The organism is Mesorhizobium sp. AA23 (assembly GCF_001672435.1).
Lineage (GTDB): Bacteria > Pseudomonadota > Alphaproteobacteria > Rhizobiales > Rhizobiaceae > Mesorhizobium.
The window spans coordinates 74,752-90,945 of record NZ_LYTP01000001.1 but is presented as its reverse complement, the minus strand read 5'-3'; the positions used below and the strand labels follow the sequence as shown (position 1 = coordinate 90,945).

Annotated in this window: 12 protein-coding genes and 4 pseudogenes; 10 read left to right on the top strand and 6 right to left on the bottom strand. The window is 59.5% G+C overall.

Features of this window, described 5'->3' with window-relative positions:
* The first annotated feature begins 108 nt into the window (after positions 1-108).
* Complete coding sequence (locus A9K66_RS00410; protein WP_082953619.1) at positions 109-969, top strand: DUF1194 domain-containing protein; 861 nt, start codon at positions 109-111, stop codon at positions 967-969.
* Positions 970-1,200: 231 nt separating this feature from the next.
* Positions 1,201-2,568, top strand: a complete 1,368-nt coding sequence (locus A9K66_RS00405) for an integrase arm-type DNA-binding domain-containing protein (protein ID WP_245307335.1) — start codon at positions 1,201-1,203, stop codon at positions 2,566-2,568.
* 342 nt (positions 2,569-2,910) lie between these two features.
* Here the strand turns inward: A9K66_RS00405 and A9K66_RS28985 are convergent, their stop codons facing one another.
* From A9K66_RS28985 to A9K66_RS30960, 3 genes and pseudogenes are all read right to left on the bottom strand, one after another.
* Positions 2,911-3,123: an AlpA family transcriptional regulator gene (locus tag A9K66_RS28985; RefSeq protein ID WP_082953618.1), complete on the bottom strand. Its 213-nt coding sequence runs from the start codon at positions 3,121-3,123 to the stop codon at positions 2,911-2,913.
* Positions 3,124-3,252: 129 nt separating this feature from the next.
* Positions 3,253-4,512, bottom strand: a pseudogene (locus tag A9K66_RS00400) (Ti-type conjugative transfer relaxase TraA); the annotation flags it as partial.
* A gap of 59 nt (positions 4,513-4,571) precedes the next feature.
* Positions 4,572-4,820: a DUF6074 family protein gene (locus tag A9K66_RS30960; protein ID WP_067003870.1), complete on the bottom strand. Its 249-nt coding sequence runs from the start codon at positions 4,818-4,820 to the stop codon at positions 4,572-4,574.
* Between A9K66_RS30960 and A9K66_RS28980 the strand changes: the two genes are divergently transcribed.
* The 8 genes and pseudogenes from A9K66_RS28980 to A9K66_RS00365 all read left to right on the top strand — a co-directional run bounded on the left by A9K66_RS28980 (position 4,804) and on the right by A9K66_RS00365 (position 14,066).
* On the top strand, positions 4,804-5,205 hold the full coding sequence (locus tag A9K66_RS28980; protein ID WP_245307333.1) for a winged helix-turn-helix domain-containing protein: 402 nt from the start codon (positions 4,804-4,806) through the stop codon (positions 5,203-5,205). The genes A9K66_RS30960 and A9K66_RS28980 overlap by 17 nt on opposite strands.
* 382 nt (positions 5,206-5,587) lie before the next feature.
* Positions 5,588-6,262: a transposase gene (locus A9K66_RS00390; protein ID WP_245307332.1), complete on the top strand. Its 675-nt coding sequence runs from the start codon at positions 5,588-5,590 to the stop codon at positions 6,260-6,262.
* A 492-nt stretch (positions 6,263-6,754) separates the two neighbouring features.
* Entirely contained in the window at positions 6,755-6,967 is a 213-nt protein-coding gene (locus A9K66_RS00385; protein ID WP_067318763.1) for a cold-shock protein, read from the top strand.
* Positions 6,968-7,214: 247 nt separating this feature from the next.
* Complete coding sequence (locus A9K66_RS00380) at positions 7,215-8,048, top strand: prephenate dehydratase domain-containing protein (RefSeq protein WP_067318761.1); 834 nt, start codon at positions 7,215-7,217, stop codon at positions 8,046-8,048.
* Between the two features lie 49 nt (positions 8,049-8,097).
* Positions 8,098-8,251, top strand: a pseudogene (locus A9K66_RS28970) (transposase); the annotation flags it as partial.
* A 209-nt stretch (positions 8,252-8,460) separates the two neighbouring features.
* Complete coding sequence (locus tag A9K66_RS00370) at positions 8,461-9,498, top strand: cytochrome-c peroxidase (protein ID WP_156315230.1); 1,038 nt, start codon at positions 8,461-8,463, stop codon at positions 9,496-9,498.
* A gap of 1,022 nt (positions 9,499-10,520) precedes the next feature.
* Positions 10,521-10,637, top strand: a pseudogene (locus A9K66_RS30955) (helix-turn-helix domain-containing protein); the annotation flags it as partial.
* A gap of 1,494 nt (positions 10,638-12,131) precedes the next feature.
* Positions 12,132-14,066: an acyltransferase family protein gene (locus A9K66_RS00365; protein WP_280944301.1), complete on the top strand. Its 1,935-nt coding sequence runs from the start codon at positions 12,132-12,134 to the stop codon at positions 14,064-14,066.
* Here A9K66_RS00365 and A9K66_RS00360 read toward each other — a convergent pair.
* From A9K66_RS00360 to A9K66_RS00350, 3 genes and pseudogenes are all read right to left on the bottom strand, one after another.
* Positions 14,050-14,832 carry a hydroxymethylpyrimidine/phosphomethylpyrimidine kinase gene (locus tag A9K66_RS00360; protein ID WP_067319595.1) on the bottom strand — a complete coding sequence of 261 codons (783 nt, stop codon included), beginning with the start codon at positions 14,830-14,832 and terminating at the stop codon, positions 14,050-14,052. The genes A9K66_RS00365 and A9K66_RS00360 overlap by 17 nt on opposite strands.
* Positions 14,823-15,428: a thiamine phosphate synthase gene (locus tag A9K66_RS00355; RefSeq protein ID WP_067318752.1), complete on the bottom strand. Its 606-nt coding sequence runs from the start codon at positions 15,426-15,428 to the stop codon at positions 14,823-14,825. The genes A9K66_RS00360 and A9K66_RS00355 overlap by 10 nt, the downstream gene beginning before the upstream one ends.
* Positions 15,425-16,193 (bottom strand): annotated as a pseudogene (locus A9K66_RS00350) (thiazole synthase). Before A9K66_RS00350 ends, A9K66_RS00355 begins: the two are co-directional and overlap by 4 nt.
* Between the last annotated feature and the right edge of the window lies 1 nt (position 16,194).

Genomic DNA, 16,194 nt, shown 5'->3' with positions numbered 1-16,194 from the left:
CATCATTCACATCGGGCGGGGAGCGCCGATTTCGGCAAATGATCGGAAGCCGTTCGTGACCTCGAGACGCCTCGGACCGACAATCGCAGCGTCAGCGAGAGGCTCACCATGGACGACGAAGTGCAGATTGCTCGAAGTGTGGGCGCAAGGCCGGTGCTCCGGCTCACAGGCGTGTGCCTGATGAGCCTGTTCTTGGCAATGGCGCCCCAGGCTCACTCAACCGACCGTTCCCAGGACGGCCTGGTCGACGTCGATCTGCAATTGATCCTGGCAGTGGACGTTTCGCCGTCGATGAGCAAAGTTGAGCAAAGAGTGCAGCGCGACGGCTACGTCGATGCTTTCCGGCACGCGGACATTGCGGGGGCAGTCAAGTCGGGAGAGCGTGGAAGAATTGCAGTGCTCTATCTGGAGTGGGCAGGGCCAAATCAGCAAACCGTCATCGTGCCGTGGACAATCGTCCAAAGTCGCGAGGACGCTCTCAATTTGGCAGACAGGCTCGCGGCTTTGTCGTTGACTGAAGGCCGCGGAACGTCGATTTCCGGCGCATTGTCTGCCGCGAATGATCTGTTCGCGAATAGTGGCTTGCGCAGCCCGCGCAGGGTTGTTGATATATCCGGCGACGGACCCAATAATGCGGGAGCACTCCTTGACCCCATCCGGCAGGTTCTTCTCGCGGAAGGCGTGACGATCAACGGGCTGCCTATCGCACTGCCCCGGATTGGCGGGGCCGACGGGTTCGCGAGGTATGGCCGTTCCAACCTGCAATCCTATTTCGAGCGCTGCGTCATTGGCGGACCAGACGCGTTTGCAATCGGTGTCACAGAGCCCGCCATGTTCGCCACCGCAGTCCGTCGAAAGCTGGTGCGTGAAATCGCCATGAACACGGATTTGGTGATCTACGCCACCTACACGGCGCGTTCAGACAGCACGACCGATTGCAACGTGATCGGTCAGCTGCCAGGGCGGTAACCGATCGGCGATAGCGCGACGGTTTCTGGGGCGGGCCGCACGAAACGTCTTTCCGGCCACCTGCCTAACAGCCAATTGCGGACGGCTTTGAGGTGTCTTCCCTCTTCGCTAACAGCTTGAAAACATCATAGTATTGGGAAAATTGATGGCGGAGAGAGCGGCAGCCATATTGCTGTCTCATGTCGTCTCAATCAATGAAAATCATAAAGAAATATCAATGCATTAATCTGAATGACTGTCTCGCGCCGTTGCAACTCGCGTCATCCAATGCCATTATTTTTGGCGGGTAAGATGATGGGTTTAGAAATGCCGAAGATCGCGAAGGAACTTTCAGCACTAGCCGTCAAGAACTTGAAACACCCCGGATCGGCCACACCGGGCAACGCTGTGTTTGCCGTTGGCGGTGTTGCCGGGCTCACACTTCAAATCACGCCGGGCGGCGGCCGATCATGGCTATTGCGCACAACAAACGTCAATGGCCGGCGTTGCGAAATGGGTCTTGGCGGGCATGACGTATCATTGGGCGAAGCTCGCGAGCGGGCGAGGGTAACCAAAGACAAAATCCGCAACGGCATCGATCCGCTACAAGAGAAGCGCGACCGTCGCAAAGCCGCAATTGAAGCCGCAAAGCGCCATCTCACATTCCGCGATGCCGTTGACAAATTCCTTGCCGACACGCTGGCGGAATTCAGAAACGAAAAGCATCGGAAGCAATGGCAATCCACGCTGGACACGTATGCAATGCCCGTCATTGGGAATCTTGCCGTTTCCGAAGTCACCAAACATCACATGGTTGAAATCCTTAAGCCGATCTGGACGACCAAGACAGAGACGGCCACGCGTTTGCGGCAACGTTGCGAACGCGTGCTTGATTGGGCAAAGGCACACGGACACCGCGAGGGCGACAATCCGGCAGTGTGGAAGGGCAATCTCAATGCCATGTTGTCCAAGCCAAGCAAGGTTGCGACAGTCGATAATCAGCCTGCCGTTCAGTTGAAAGACGCGCCCACGTGGTTCGCAGCATTGTGCAAACGCGAAGGCACGGGTGCGCGGGCATTGGAATTCGCGACATTGACCGCTGCGCGATCTGGCGAAGTGCGCGGCATGGAATGGCCGGAAATCGATTGGAACGCCAAATTGTGGACAGTGCCGGCATCGCGAATGAAAATGAAGCGCCCGCACGTTGTGGCGCTATCCGATGCGGCAATGACAATCCTAATTGCGATGAAAGAGGCCGCGACCGCCGACACAGAATATGCGTTTCCAGCGATCCGTGGCGGCATGCTGTCCGACATGACGTTGAGCGCCACCATGAGACGGATGCACGAAAGCGAGATCGAGGCGGGCCGCACGGGCTGGCTCGACAAGAACTCGAAGCGTCCAGCCGTGCCCCATGGGCTGCGGTCAACGTTTTCTGATTGGGCAGGGGAGTTGTCCGACTATCCCCGAGACATGCGGGAGTTTGCGCTCGCCCACGCCATCAGCAGCGATGTTGAGGCCGCATATCGGCGCGAAACCATGATTGAGAAGCGCCGCGCCATGATGAGCGATTGGGCTGCATTTTTGCAGGGCGGGAAAACACCAAGCTCTATGACGTGAGCTTCGGCAACGCCATCCGCAAAGCCGTAATCGGCGACGCAGCCGAATTGGTTGATTTGCTGCATTCGGATCGGCAACTAGGCCAAGGCGAACGTGCGCTGTTAGGCGATCTAGTTGAAGAACTCGCATCACGTCCCACAGGTCAAGAAAGTGATCCTACGTACTTTCGAAACGCCGTGACAAGCGCACACCGACACCACCGCCAAAGTTGCCTTGCTTGAGCAACCCATTTTGATGGGCGCGAGCCCGACTGTCGTTTCCGGTTTGCCGTCTTCGCTTGCCCAGGCGGCGACCGCGCGTCTCGATCAACCCAGCTTCCCGTGGCCGTGTGCATCACCCTCATCAGAACTTGTCGCCCTGGTCTTGCGGACGCCACGAAACGGGATTGGTGATCCAGCGACTGATGTCGGATTCATGCCAGCCTGAACCGTGGACACTGATTTGGATCTGGCGCGGGAAGGTGCCTTCGGCGATCTTGCGATAGATTGTAGATCGGGACAGACCGGTCCGGGAAAGGACGGTTTTCAGGCGAATGATACGGTCTGGTTCGGGCATGGTCGTGCTGCCTCCTGCTGGCTGTTTCTGGCTGCTCCTGATCCAGAAAGGACGGACAGTTACGGGCGCGCAAGAGGGTTTTGCGCGTCGTCGTAGCCCGACGTAGAGACGGCCGTTAATCGGACGGGTCTACAGTCCGATGCCCCGGCCTCTTCCGATGTCGATGCCGTGGTTGAAGGCGAGTTCCAGGCCGAGACGACGACCTGATTCGAAGGCGATGCCGAGGTCCCCCTTGCGGTTGGCGAGGATGGGTTCAAGCTGCGGATCGCGTTCGAGGTTTTTGGCCATGTCGCCCATCGCCGATCGCGTGGCCTTGTAACCGGGCATGTCGCCCGCCCGATACTGATGCTGGCTGGTCCGATCGAGTTCGTGCCAGCGTTCCACGAAGCGGTCGGCACGGCGGCTCGGATCGGTGCGGATTTCGGTTTCAAGCTGGAGAGCACGGATGACGCGGTTGATCCGTCCGTCAGCGGCCTCGCCGACACGCTCCGAGTCTTGACATAAGCCGCCTCAGCATCGCGCCAGCCATGGGGCCGCACCTCGTCGAAGGCTTTTCGGGCGTCGGCCAGTTCGCGCGACAGCATCGGGCTGGCCTCTTTACCGGCACCCTCGTCGTTGAATATCGCGTCCACGGCGCGGGCATGACGCACGAGCGCATCGGTTCGGGCTTTCCGCAACGCCGCTTGCCCGTCCTCGGCGGTCTCTCTCGCTGGCGCGGCGGATTCGAGGCGCACTTCTCTTTCCGGCCTGCGCGTGGCGTCGGAGTCGGGCGCGCCATCTGCCGAAGGGCGCCGGCCATCGAACATATTGCGTAGCCGTTCAGGCACGACCTTGCGCACGATGTCGGCAACACGCTCGCGGAACGTGATTCCCCGCCGCTCGGCATAGCGCTGCGCCGAACCGGCGCGCTCATAATCTGACGCATGTCCTTGGCCCGGTCGCGCGACAGGTGCGGGTGAGCCGGTCCCGATCGGTGAAATCGTCGCGGCCATAATGCAGGTCCGTGCCGTCACGGTGCCGCGACAGGGCGACGTAGCTGCCATGGGCGTCCATGCCCGGCGTCGCCAGCACATGTGTGCGGTCCACGGTCATGCCTGTGCCTTGTGGATGGTTGTGGCATAGCCGTGATCGATGCGGTCATAATCCTTGAGGTCGAGCGAGACGCTACGCTCGTCATCGGTGCGCACGATCATGGATTGCGCGCTGACCTGCTCCATCGTCCCGAGCGTGCCGTTGTTGACGTCAAGGCCGCGCTTGTTGCGTAGGAACATAACGCGGTCCCCGCTGGCGAAGTTGCGCTCGCCGCGCTCGACCGTCAGGCGCACATCGTCACCCAGATCGCCGGCTTCAAGTAACCCCGCGAGCCGCCTCGTTGAGGGCGCGAACCTCGGAAATGGAGGTGGGCGCGGCCACCGGCGCTGCCTGCAATCCTTCCTCGTGAGCCGATGCTATTGTTCGACTTTCGCAGACCGGGTGGCTATATCGGCTAAGATAGCACGGAGAAGCGTTCCAATTTCCTGTTCAGCGAGCCCCGGTGCAATTCCTAGTTGGGACAGTTGGACGAGAATTGTCTTCACGGTGCTGCGCCAGAAGGCATTGGCGTCCTCCCCGTTCTTGGATTCCAGAACCCGGGCGATACCTTCGACCAATTTCCGCCGACGATGCAGCGGAAACGCGCTTATGCTTGAGTCACCCATTGATCAGGTCACGCCTCCAGTCTCGCGATTAAGCATTGGAGGGTTAAAAAATTTCGTTAACGGCGCCTTTTTTTGGACAGAGGCCAGCAGTGGAATAAGGGGCACGCTATTTCCCGATCCGGCGTTGATCCATCAGTCCCGTGCCGCGTCGGCAGGTCGCTCGCAAGGCCTGGGCCCGCGCCAGATCTACGAAGCTTTTCGCGAGCAGATCCTGGCCGGGGTCTATGAACGAGGCAGTCAACTACCGTCCTCCCGCGACCTGGCGAATGAGCTCGGCGTTTCGGGAACCACGGTAAGGTCGCGTACGACCAGTTGGGCCGCGGAAGGTTTCATCGAGGTCATTCAAGGCGCAAGGACTCGCGTTTGCGTCGTCGCTGGTCCATAGCAAGGCCAGCAGCGCGGTGCCAAAACGGATCGGCCCATTGCACTTCTGCGGCTACGGCGACCGAGCTCCGGGACCGAGATCATCGGTGCTCTGGAGCAGCTTCTTTGAGTTGCGTGCAAGCCGTCAAGTACTATCGGACACACGAGGAAATAGCTTTTGCATGCTGCCATGTTTTGGGATATCGACCTCCTCGTCGATGCCCGAGATGGCATAGCCTACCTGCTCACAGGCTTTATAGAAAACGGTCTGTTCAGGGTGTGAGTAGCCAGCAGGCTTGCTCGTGCCGTCGGATGCATATAGCTCGGGCGACAGCAGAAGGGCCAGACGTTCATTCGTGTCTGCCGCGACTTCCGCGCAATTCGTATCCAACAAGGAAGAAACTATGAGGCGGCAGACCCGACCGTTCACGGTGGAGATCAGACAGAAGCGCAGTTCTCAAAAACGGGGTCGTTCCATCTGGGGCGATGTCGATCTCTCCGCAGCAATGACCGAGACAACAAGGGAACTCAAGGAGATGGAGTTGCCAAATGGTCGCCTTATTGACTCTAGTGCCGTAGCACTTGATGCTGAACACATGCACAAACCGCGAGCGGAGCATCTCATGGCAAATCTCTTGGACGCTGAAACTGCAACGGAACCGGCAGCCAAAGTGGAGACGCCTGAAAAGAAGAAAGCACCACGGTCGCGGAAGGCGAAGGCTGAGCCTAGGCAGCCTGCTCGGAAGAATGCCGCCAATACGGCGCCTCAGGCGAAGGAAGCACCAGCAGCGGCCGTGCGGACCGGACGGAAGATTTACTCTGAAAAGGAGCGTGCCCAGATGCTCGCCCAGATCGAGAAGTCTATCAGTGGCGGCGCCACTCACAAGGGTGCCGTAAAGCAGGCCGGCATCTCGGAACAGACCTACTATAAATGGAAGAAGGCTGCGCCGCCTGCATCGGATGGTGACAATCTGAAGGAACTCGTCGCGCTTGAGGAAGAAAACAAGCGACTGAAGAGCCTGCTCGCGGAACGCTTGCGCAAGGAGAACGCGGAACTGAATAGGAAACTGGGGCTGTAATAACGCTGAATCCCAGACCGGAGCGGATACGTATTCGTCGCCGACCATGTCCGAGCGCTCATCATCTGCTCCAATGCCGAGGGCGCCACTCTTTTGTAGAAGGCGGTATAGAGGTGAAGGCGTTGTGAGGGCCGCCGATCTCGGCCACCGCGCGGTTTTAACTCGGCGGCGGGGTGATTGGCCGTCGCTGGGTCGTCAGGGTACCCTTGCTCACATGTAGATCGCAGCTCCCGTGATAGGACTCCAAAACCAGCGATAGACGCGGTTCTGGAATTTCCGGAGCGAAGCAGGCTTCGCTTGACTTTTGGGCCATTCCGAGCGCCAGCGCGGGAGATGCTTCCGGCGACAGGCGATCATGGTGGGCCTTGCGAGTCGCTTTGCGATTGGAGCGGGCTTTTGCGATTTTCGCTTTTGCTGCTCCTGAAATCTCGGATATGAAGCGGACTGGCTTATGGCCTGCCCACATCGACATGGTTACAAAGGAATACGATTATGGCGACCGGAACGGTAAAGTGGTTCAACAGCACCAAGGGATTTGGATTTATCCAGCCCGACAATGGTGGTCAGGATGTTTTCGTCCACATTTCGGCTGTCGAACGAGCGGGCCTTTCGACCCTTAATGAGGGCCAGAAGATCAACTACGAGATCGAACAGGACCGCCGTACCGGCAAGTCCTCCGCTGGCAGTCTCAGCAAAGCTAGCTGAACTTTTCTGCGTCTGCTCGGCAAGAGCCGGGCAGACGTGCCACCGACCGCCGCTGAGCGGACAAGAACATGGATCCCATCGCCGACCGGGGCAGCAGATTGTGGGAAGCTGCTAGTTCCTACTGAAACAAGATGTTTGCGAGTGAAGAGGGGCAGGTCCCCGGCTCTCATGTTCTGCAGTGAACCTCTCCATTGTGACTGTTCCTGGAATGTGGGTCCGACGCTCTCTCGATCCAGTGTGGCCGAAAATGAACGAGCAATTCAAGCGGCCTCCATTGATTGACACCTCCGGGATCAAGAGGGCCGGGTACATTGGCCCCGAGGGTACTTGGACACATCAAGCCACGCTGGACATCTTTGGTGACCAAGTTGAACTCGTTCCGTTCAGCGATGGATTGTTCGAAACATATGAAAGGGGCTGCGTCGACGTTGCATGCGCCCCAGCTACGACCTCTCTGGTCGGAACCACTCCTTACCTCGATCAAATCCTGAGCTTGAGGTCTCCCAGGATCATCGCCGAGTATCCGAAGATCCTAAGCTATAGCCTGATTGCAACCGAGGATGCGAGTTTCTCGACGATCACCAAGGTAATGGGCCATCCCGTAGCCTTGCAGGAGGTGGCCGCGTGGCTCGACGAGAACATGCCGAACGTTGAGCGAGAGAGCCGCATGGGAGCGACATCTTTCGTGGCTGAGCAAAAGTCTCCCTCGATAGCGGCATTTGGTCCTGCACTTGGAGCCAAGCTGTACAATCTGCAAATCTTGCGAACAGGAATCGAAGAAGGGCTACATAACGTAACCCGGTGGTGGGTGCTTGGGCGCAAGACTCCTGCGCCGACTGGATTCGACCGGACGACACTTCATCTCCGCGTTTCAGAGCAAAACCTCAATTATCTCCTGAAGATGTTCTCGGAGGAAGATTTAGTCGTTCTCAACATCTATGAGCGTCCGACATGCGAGCGGCTGGACACCCATCAGTATGTCATCGATGTCGCTGGACATGTTTCGACGAACCCGGCGCTGGCTGCGTTGGCGGCGATCGATGGCATTAGAATTCTGGGATCGTACCCACGTCTTTACTAGCTATGGCTAGACGTCAGTTCCGAGGCGGAGAACGGTGGCTCGCCCTTTCGTGCGCATCTTTCCCAATCCGCAGAGCTGTATGCGGCTGGTGCGGGCGCTGGTGGTTGAGATCCATGAGACCTGGCTCGAGGCGACCCGCTACCTCAACATGGAGCATCTCTCGCGAGCACAAGAAGGAGAGCCTGAGGGCATTGGCCGCCTGAGCGCGGCCCGGTGCGCCCGCCGCTCCACTACATGGGGGCTGCTCGGCGGACGCATCACGTCACCGCCAGCCATTTTGCAGAACTTGACGCACAAGTCGATCGCAACTCGTCGTCCAGGCACGATTCCCCTCGATCCGCTGATCTAGCGCAGGGCGTTCGCGGGCCGCATGTGGACAATGGTTTCCGTGCACATCCTAAGGAATCCATTTATGAAATTTCTATTCACTGCGATGGCTGTTGCGCTGGTGGCAGCCACAGCTTTTGCTGCGCAGTCCATTCCGCCAGACCTCAGAGAAACGGCACTGGCCATCTTCAAGCCCTTGCCATCCGTACCGGAGGTCACCAACACCCCGAGCACGCCGGAGAAGATTGCCCTCGGCAAGGCGCTGTTTTTCGATCCACGCCTCTCGTCCTCAGGCGTTTTCTCTTGCAACTCATGCCACAACCTGGCCACCGGAGGTGACGACAATCGTGAAACTTCGATTGGCCATGGTTTGCAGAAGGGGCAGCGCAACGCGCCGACGGTGTTTAACTCTGTTTTCAACAAATCGCAGTTTTGGGACGGTCGCGCCGAAGACCTGAAAGCTCAGGCCAAAGGGCCGATACAGGGCGGTGCCGAGATGGCCAACACATCGCACCAAGTGGTCGAGACGCTCAAATCGATGCCGCAATATGTGGAGTGGTTCCATTCAGCTTTCCCGGGGGAGGCCGAACCCATCACCTTCAATAATCTAGCCAATGCACTCGCAGATTACGAGGCGACACTGGTCACGCCGGCGCGCTTCGACGCCTTCCTCAATGGCGATGACACCGCCATCGGTCCGGAAGAGAAACAGGGCCTGGCCCTTTTTACAGAAAAGGGCTGCTCGTCCTGCCATTCCGGCGTCAATCTTGGAGGGGAAGGCTACTATCCGTTCGGAGTCGTTGAGAAGCCTAGCGCCGACGTTCTGCCGGAGAACGACAAGGGACGATTTGCCATCACCAATGTACCAGAGGATTCGTATGTTTTCCGCGTGCCGTCGCTGCGCAACGTAGCAATCACCGCGCCATACTTTCATTCGGGCAAGGTCTGGAACCTGAAAGAGGCCGTCGGTATCATGGGCACCACCCAGCTCGGCGAAGAGCTAACGCAAATCGAAATCGATCGGATCGTTGCCTTCCTCAATTCGCTGACCGGAAAGCGACCGGAGATCACATATCCCATCTTACCGCCTGAAACACCCACAACAGCTCGACCTCGGTCGTAGGCGTTGGGAAAGCACCATCGCGTGGCGTCTGTGAGCATTACTTGACCGATCTAGGGGAATTCCCACAAGCGCCCTCAGCCGATTGGGCCGCGATACGTCGCCGAAGCTGATGGGAGAGCGCAGGTGGCGGGAGCATAACTTTGCACCATGCTGGGTCAAGGCGACCGGAGAGCTGCTCGCCGAAATGCTGTATTGTGAGTGTTTCCCTGTCCTTCATCCCGACCGCTGTGATCCGTCAGTACACGGCCAACATCGGGTTTCACGGCCGAACCGCAGAGCTTTGGCCGAAGCCGAGCTGCGCCGCGCCGTCGGAAACGCCTAGTTACATTTGTCAGGTGCGTGTTGGAAACGGTGATTCCGTGACACATTATCGCCGCGAGGTCGACCCAATCCTCCACGAGATAGCCGGCGTTGCCCTAGACGGTTCGGTCCGGCACCGGCTCAACCCAGCCCGCTGGGCGAGGGTCAGTGCCGGATCGAATCACCCTGCAGCTCTTGCTTGGAGGAATCAGGTGCGACGCCCGATCTGCAAATGGCGCGCTTCAAAAGCAAGCTGATCCGCTTCATTGAAAGATACTGGTTCCCAAATTTCACAGCCCGCCAAAGACCTGCACAGCCACAGTGGTTTGGGGCGGCATCGGCCGCCAGGGGAGACGCATCTCGGGCCGGCATCAGGCGAGAGGGGGAATCAGGAGGGCGACGCACGCTCGCATCGGGCGAGCCGGTCACGCTGGTGCTCAACCGCGCCGCTCGGGATACGGCCCCGTCGTTCCGATCAGCGGTTCAAGCCGGGCAAGGAGGCTGCCCTCAAATACGGAGTGCAGAACGGCTTCGAAGGCTTCAGCTACGGCTTGCGCGCCATCCCGCTCCCGCCAACAGGCCTGTTAGACCAGCATGGCCGGTCGATGGGTCTCGGCCGAATGAGAAACTGACCCCTGACGACGCGAAGAACTGACCCCTCTCTTTGAGAGGCGAGATTTCTGTGCGTCCTGCACCGTCGAGGGGCGATGCAGGGTAAGCGGATGCTGCAAGCAGAGGAAGTGATGTCGATGGTGCGCCTGCATCGATGTGGCTGAGGCGCAAAACGGATTGCAAAGGAATTCGGTTGCGCGCGCAATACGGCTCGCCGCTACCTTCGTGAGAGCGGGTCATCGCGTGTTGAGGCCGCCCGCGCCGGTCGGCCCTCGACGGGTTTCCTCAATGGCGTCAAAGCCTGCATAGGCAGGAACGTCTGCAGGTTTTTGTGCATGAAGTAGCGGGCGAAGATGTAGCGCGTGTGGACCCAGCATGAGCGAGAACAGCCGGACGATGCGCATTACCCCGGCCCGTCGGTGAACTCGGTCACGAAGCGCGCGAAGTCGATCTGTGTCTTGATGTCCGGCCCGAGCCTCGAACTGCACCTCGAATGGACGCACCTGCTCCTGCAGTCGGACCGCGGCCACGAAGCGCTTCACGGCGGGTGTAGGCGTCGTCATAGCCGCGCACACGAATCTCGGGCGTCAGGCGCACGGCGCTCAGATCGGGAAAGGTTGAGACCGTTCGTAGATAGTCGACAAAGGGCGCGATCTTGTTTGGACGCCCGTCCCTGGCCACAGGCTGGGAGTTGGAGCCCGCGCTCGACGTATTTGCAGACCATCTTGGGTCGCGGCACATTCGCCGTGCGATCACGGTCACGGACAGGCCCTGACCGTGTAGATCCAATATGATCAGAAATTCTCCTTGGACTGCCAGCGCCGCTCCGATTCCGATCAAATCGGAGCGGACTATCGAGGCCGGAGCAAAAGCCGCCAGTCCGGGACGCGTCGCGGGCGGCAGCGCGCCAACTAGGGAGATTTTCGATGCCCACAATCAGGGGATATTCCTCGCCCGATGACAGTGCGCGGTGGCTATGAGCATTCTTGTTTCGGGGGTGTGCCAGCTTGTGTTGCCGACGTCCGCGCGCGGTGCCATCAGATCGTAGAGGAAGTAGCTTCCGGCTAGGTCGGGAAGCCTGTTGCGATGACGACGGTGTGGTTCAGTACCGGAACCGGCGCCCACAGCAAAGGGACATGATTTCCGTTGACGCGCGCCGGGGTAGCGCGATCTGCCTTCGGCAGAGTGCTTGGCGCATCGAGTGGCGAGGTAAGCGCCGAAATCGCGATCGGCCAAGGCGGCAAGACTTGCCTCCCTGTAGTGACCGGCATCGGCTGAGGTTGCTTTGGCTTCCCGCCGAGATGTCCTTCATACCATCGAGAAACGGGACGAGTTTGCCTGGAAGGGCGACTGTCGGCCGGCTAAAGGCGATCAACTGCGTCACCGCGGGCAGACCTATCCGATGACGCAGCACGGCTTCGCGCGCGACAAGGCCGGCGCATTCTTGCCGTTGGGGAGGTTGCCGACTGTTGCGTCACTGTAAGGTTTTGCCCTCTGTCAAAGCGTCGAGCCAAAGGTGCGTGCGAGCGATCCATTGCCTGGATGTATGGCATTCAAACAATCGATTATACGAATTAGCGGGCATGCTCCATTAGAAAGACAACAATAACGGAACGCAAGTATCGCCGACACCTGCAGCCGGCAACCTTCTTAGTTATGTTATGGGCGAGTGCCGGCAGATCCGCCGAAATCGATCCAGCGGATGATTGTACAAGGGCACATTGAATTTCATCAGGTCTTCTATGCCGCGAGACTCTCGAGCCGATGTCCAGGCCTTGCGGGGTCTATCTGTCCTGCTGGTTGTCCTTTATCATACCCAAATCGCGCCGTTTGGTTATCTCGGCGTGGATATTTTCTTCGTAATTTCGGGCTTTCTGATCACCGGCCTCATCGCCACCCAGCTTGGGCAGTCACGGTTCAGCTTTTGGGAATTCTATTATCGTCGTGCGAAGCGCCTGTTGCCCACGGCCTATGTGGTCATTGCGCTCACGACGATCGCTGCACCCTTCTTCCTATCAGATGTGGGTCTGGGAGACTTCCGAAGTCAAGTCCTCGGGGCGCTCACATTCACCGGCAATATCGTTCTCTGGAATCAGGCGGACTATTTCGGCGAATCCGCCGAAACGAAGCCTCTCCTGCATTTCTGGTCGCTCGCTGTCGAAGAACAGTATTATCTGCTACTTCCCGCTTTCTTGGCCTTGGCTCCCAAGAGATGGCGGCTCACAGCGGTTAGTTTGCTCCTAGTTGCCAGCCTCGCACTGTGTCTCTACGTGGCCATTCGTCACCCATACGCTGCATTTTATCTTATGCCGACCCGCTTTTGGGAAATAGCGATTGGTTCGCTCGGGGCATTGCTTCCCGCCAGCGCTCGCGTGGCGGCCAAGTTTGCGACGCTGCGCCTCCCGGCACTCGTGCTTATCCTCCTTATTCCCATTGGACTTGGCTCGCAGAACCCGATCGTGGATGCCGCTTTGGTTTGCTTGGCAACCCTGATCCTCCTGCTGTCGCCCAGCAGGGATAATGTGGCGGTTCGAAGCATGGCGAGGATTGGGGATATTTCGTACTCGCTCTATCTGGTCCATTGGCCGGTGCTTGTATATGTGCGGGCTGCTTGGCTGGCAGAGCCTCCCGCGCTTGCGATCTATGCGGCGGTTGCCTTCTCAGTTGTAGCAAGCTTAGTTCTTCACCGTTTCGTGGAAAAGCCGTTCCGGCAGGGATTCTTCGCATCTCGTGGACGGATGGCCTCAGGACTCCTTGCCGCAACGGTTCTTCTCGGCTTCGCATCGTCAGTCGGCATTGGCGCAGCCGAAAGTGGGGTTGGCTTTTCCGAGAGCCGACGGATCAATTACGGCCTGGCAAGGGCATGTGATTTCACATCTGGATCGCCTCCCCAGGCCATTCCGGAGGCCTGCCAGACGACGGACAGGCCCGAATTGCTGGTCTGGGGCGATTCATTTGCCATGGCGATGGTTCCCGGCTTGGCCAAGACGATCGGAGAGGCCGGCCTGGCTCAACTCACGATGAGCGGGTGCTTCCCCGCCATCGGCGTTGCTGCGTTCAAGCGCGTAACGTCTCCCTCCTTCGCCGAGGACTGTATTCGCTTCAATGACAGTGTTTTGGGTATCCTGAAAAATCGGCCGGGGATAAAGACCGTTGTCATTTCGAGCCCATTTGACGCCCCTGACTCCAAAGACTTCATGCTGCTTAAGAGGCGTGACCGGACATTCACGGAAGTTGACACTTCGGTAGATGGAGCCGTTGAGGGTATCAAGTCTCTCATCGAGGCCGTTCGCGCTTTGGGCAGGCGAGTGGTCGTAGTTGCTCCCCCGCCAGTCGCAGGCTTCGATATCGGCGATTGCCTTGAGCGAAAGGTGAGAGGAAATCTTATGCTCGGGCGGCACAGTGATTGCCAAATCTATGTCACCGATTATCGCCGGATGCGATCCCGCACTCTTGAGCTCTTGAACCAAGTGGCTGTAAAAGCGGACGTAGAGGTTGTCTCTTACCACGACTTTCTCTGCGACGACACAAAATGCAGAACCGAGATTGACGGCAAATCCCTCTACCGAGACAGCGGCCACCTTTCCTATGAAGGATCAGAGATCATCGCTCAAAAGACAAGACTTGCTGAGAGGCTGGTCAGGGCTGCTCGTTAGCTGTCACGGTGGCCGCCTTCTTCTGCAGCTTCTCGAAAACAAACAGCTTGCCTTCGCGCACACTATCTTCAAGCGGCTTCGCCTTCGCCAGATGCGCCGCCACCGCGCTGGCCAGCATGCACCCTGTTCCCCGCATCGATGCGACAAGGCGCGGTGCATCGAAACGGATTGGCTCGTGATCGGAGCGCAACAGGATGTCGGTTGATCGCGGTCCGGAAGCGTGGCCCCCCTTGATCAGCACGGCCTGGGGCCTGGCGGCCAGCAGTCTTTGTCCTTGTTCCAGCACGCCGTCCTCGCCCGCTGCCGGTTCGGTGCCGACAAGCAGCGCCAGCTCGATGAGATTGGGGGTGACCAGGCGGCAAAGCGGCATCAGATCACGCTCCATGACGCTGATGGCATCGGCGTCCAGCAGGGCCCGGCCCGAGGTCGAGGCCAGCACCGGGTCGAGCACCGCCGGCACGTGATGATTCTCGCGCAGCACGGCGGCTACGGCAGCCACAGTCCCGCCCGTCGCCAGCATGCCGATCTTGACGGCCGCCACGTGGTTGGCCTGCAGCGCGGCGCGCATCTGGCCGGCCACCAGGCTTGGCGACGAACAGTGTATTTCCGCAACGCCCTCGTGCGTCTGCACCGTCAGCGCGGTGACGGCCAGGCAGGTGCGCACGCCAATGGAAGAGATCGTCTCGATATCCCGGGCAAGTCCGGCACCCCCGCTTGGGTCCGATCCAGCAACGACAAGGACGTGCGGTTCCCGTCTCAGCGCCATCGCTCCGTCCTTGCGATCCATTCCCGTGTCCGCGTCTCGGGATCGGAATTCAACGTTATGTCGGTGACCACCGCGGCGCTGTCGGCGCCGGCTGCAAAAACACCGTCGAGCCGGTCAGGATTGAGGCCGCCGATGGCGATCAGGGGGATCGGCGCGACCCGGTGCTTCCACTCGCCGATCCGTTCAAGTCCTTGCGGCGCCCATTTCATTGCCTTCAGGATGGTGGGGTAGACGGGGCCCAGCGCAACACAGTCGGGCCCGGCGGCCATCGCCGTTTCCAGTTCGGCATGATCATGCGTGCTGAGCCCGAGCCTGATACCGGCTGCGCGTATCCGCGCGAGGTCGGCGCTCTGCAGGTCCTCCTGACCGAGATGGACGAAGTCGCAGCCTTCCTCGATGGCCAGCTGCCAATGGTCGTTGACGATGAGCCGGCATTGGTGCTCGGCGCATAAGGCTTTCGCCTTGCGGATTTCCGCGCGCAACCCGACCTCGCCCATAGCCTTGATGCGCAACTGAACCAGCTTGACGCCGAACGGCACCAGCCGCTCGATCCACGCGGCGCTGTCGACGATCAGGTAGAAGGGATCGAGCTTCATGAGAAAGCGGCCTTGCCGAATGTCGGCGTCGACGGTATTGCGACCTCGCGCGGCTCGAGCATTCCCGAGCGAAAGGCTTCGCGACCGGCTTCGACCGCCTTGCCGAATGCGCGCGCCATGCCGATGGGGTCGGCCGCCTTGGCGACCGCCGTGTTCAGGAGCACGGCGTCAAAGCCGAGTTCCATGACTGTTACCGCATGCGATGGCCGTCCGAGGCCTGCATCGACAATCAGTGGGACGTCAGGGAAATGCGCCCGCATCGAGCGCAGCGCCATCATGTTGATCGGTCCGAGGGCGGAACCGATCGGCGCGCACCACGGGCACCCTGCAGCCCGCCTCTAGGAGCCGCTCGGCGACGACGAGGTCGTCGGTGGTGTAGGGGAACACCGAAAAGCCGTCCTCGCACAGGATGCGCGCCGCTTCGACCAGGCCGAAAACGTCCGGCTGCAGCGTGTCGTGGTTGCCGATCACTTCGAGCTTGATCCAGGTCGTGCCGAACACTTCGCGCGCCATCTTCGCGGTCGTGACCGCTTCCTTGACGGAGTGGCAGCCGGCGGTATTGGGCAGGACCCTCATGCCCAACGAGCGGATCAGCGACCAGAAGTTTTCCCCGGCCCTGCCGCCTGCCATCTCACGGCGCAGCGAGACGGTCACCACCGACGTGCTGGATGCCTTCACCGCGTCGGCAAGGATCGCCGGCGATGGATATTGCGCTGTGCCGAGGAACAGCCGCGAGGGAAGCCTCGCTCCGAGAAGATCGAACATG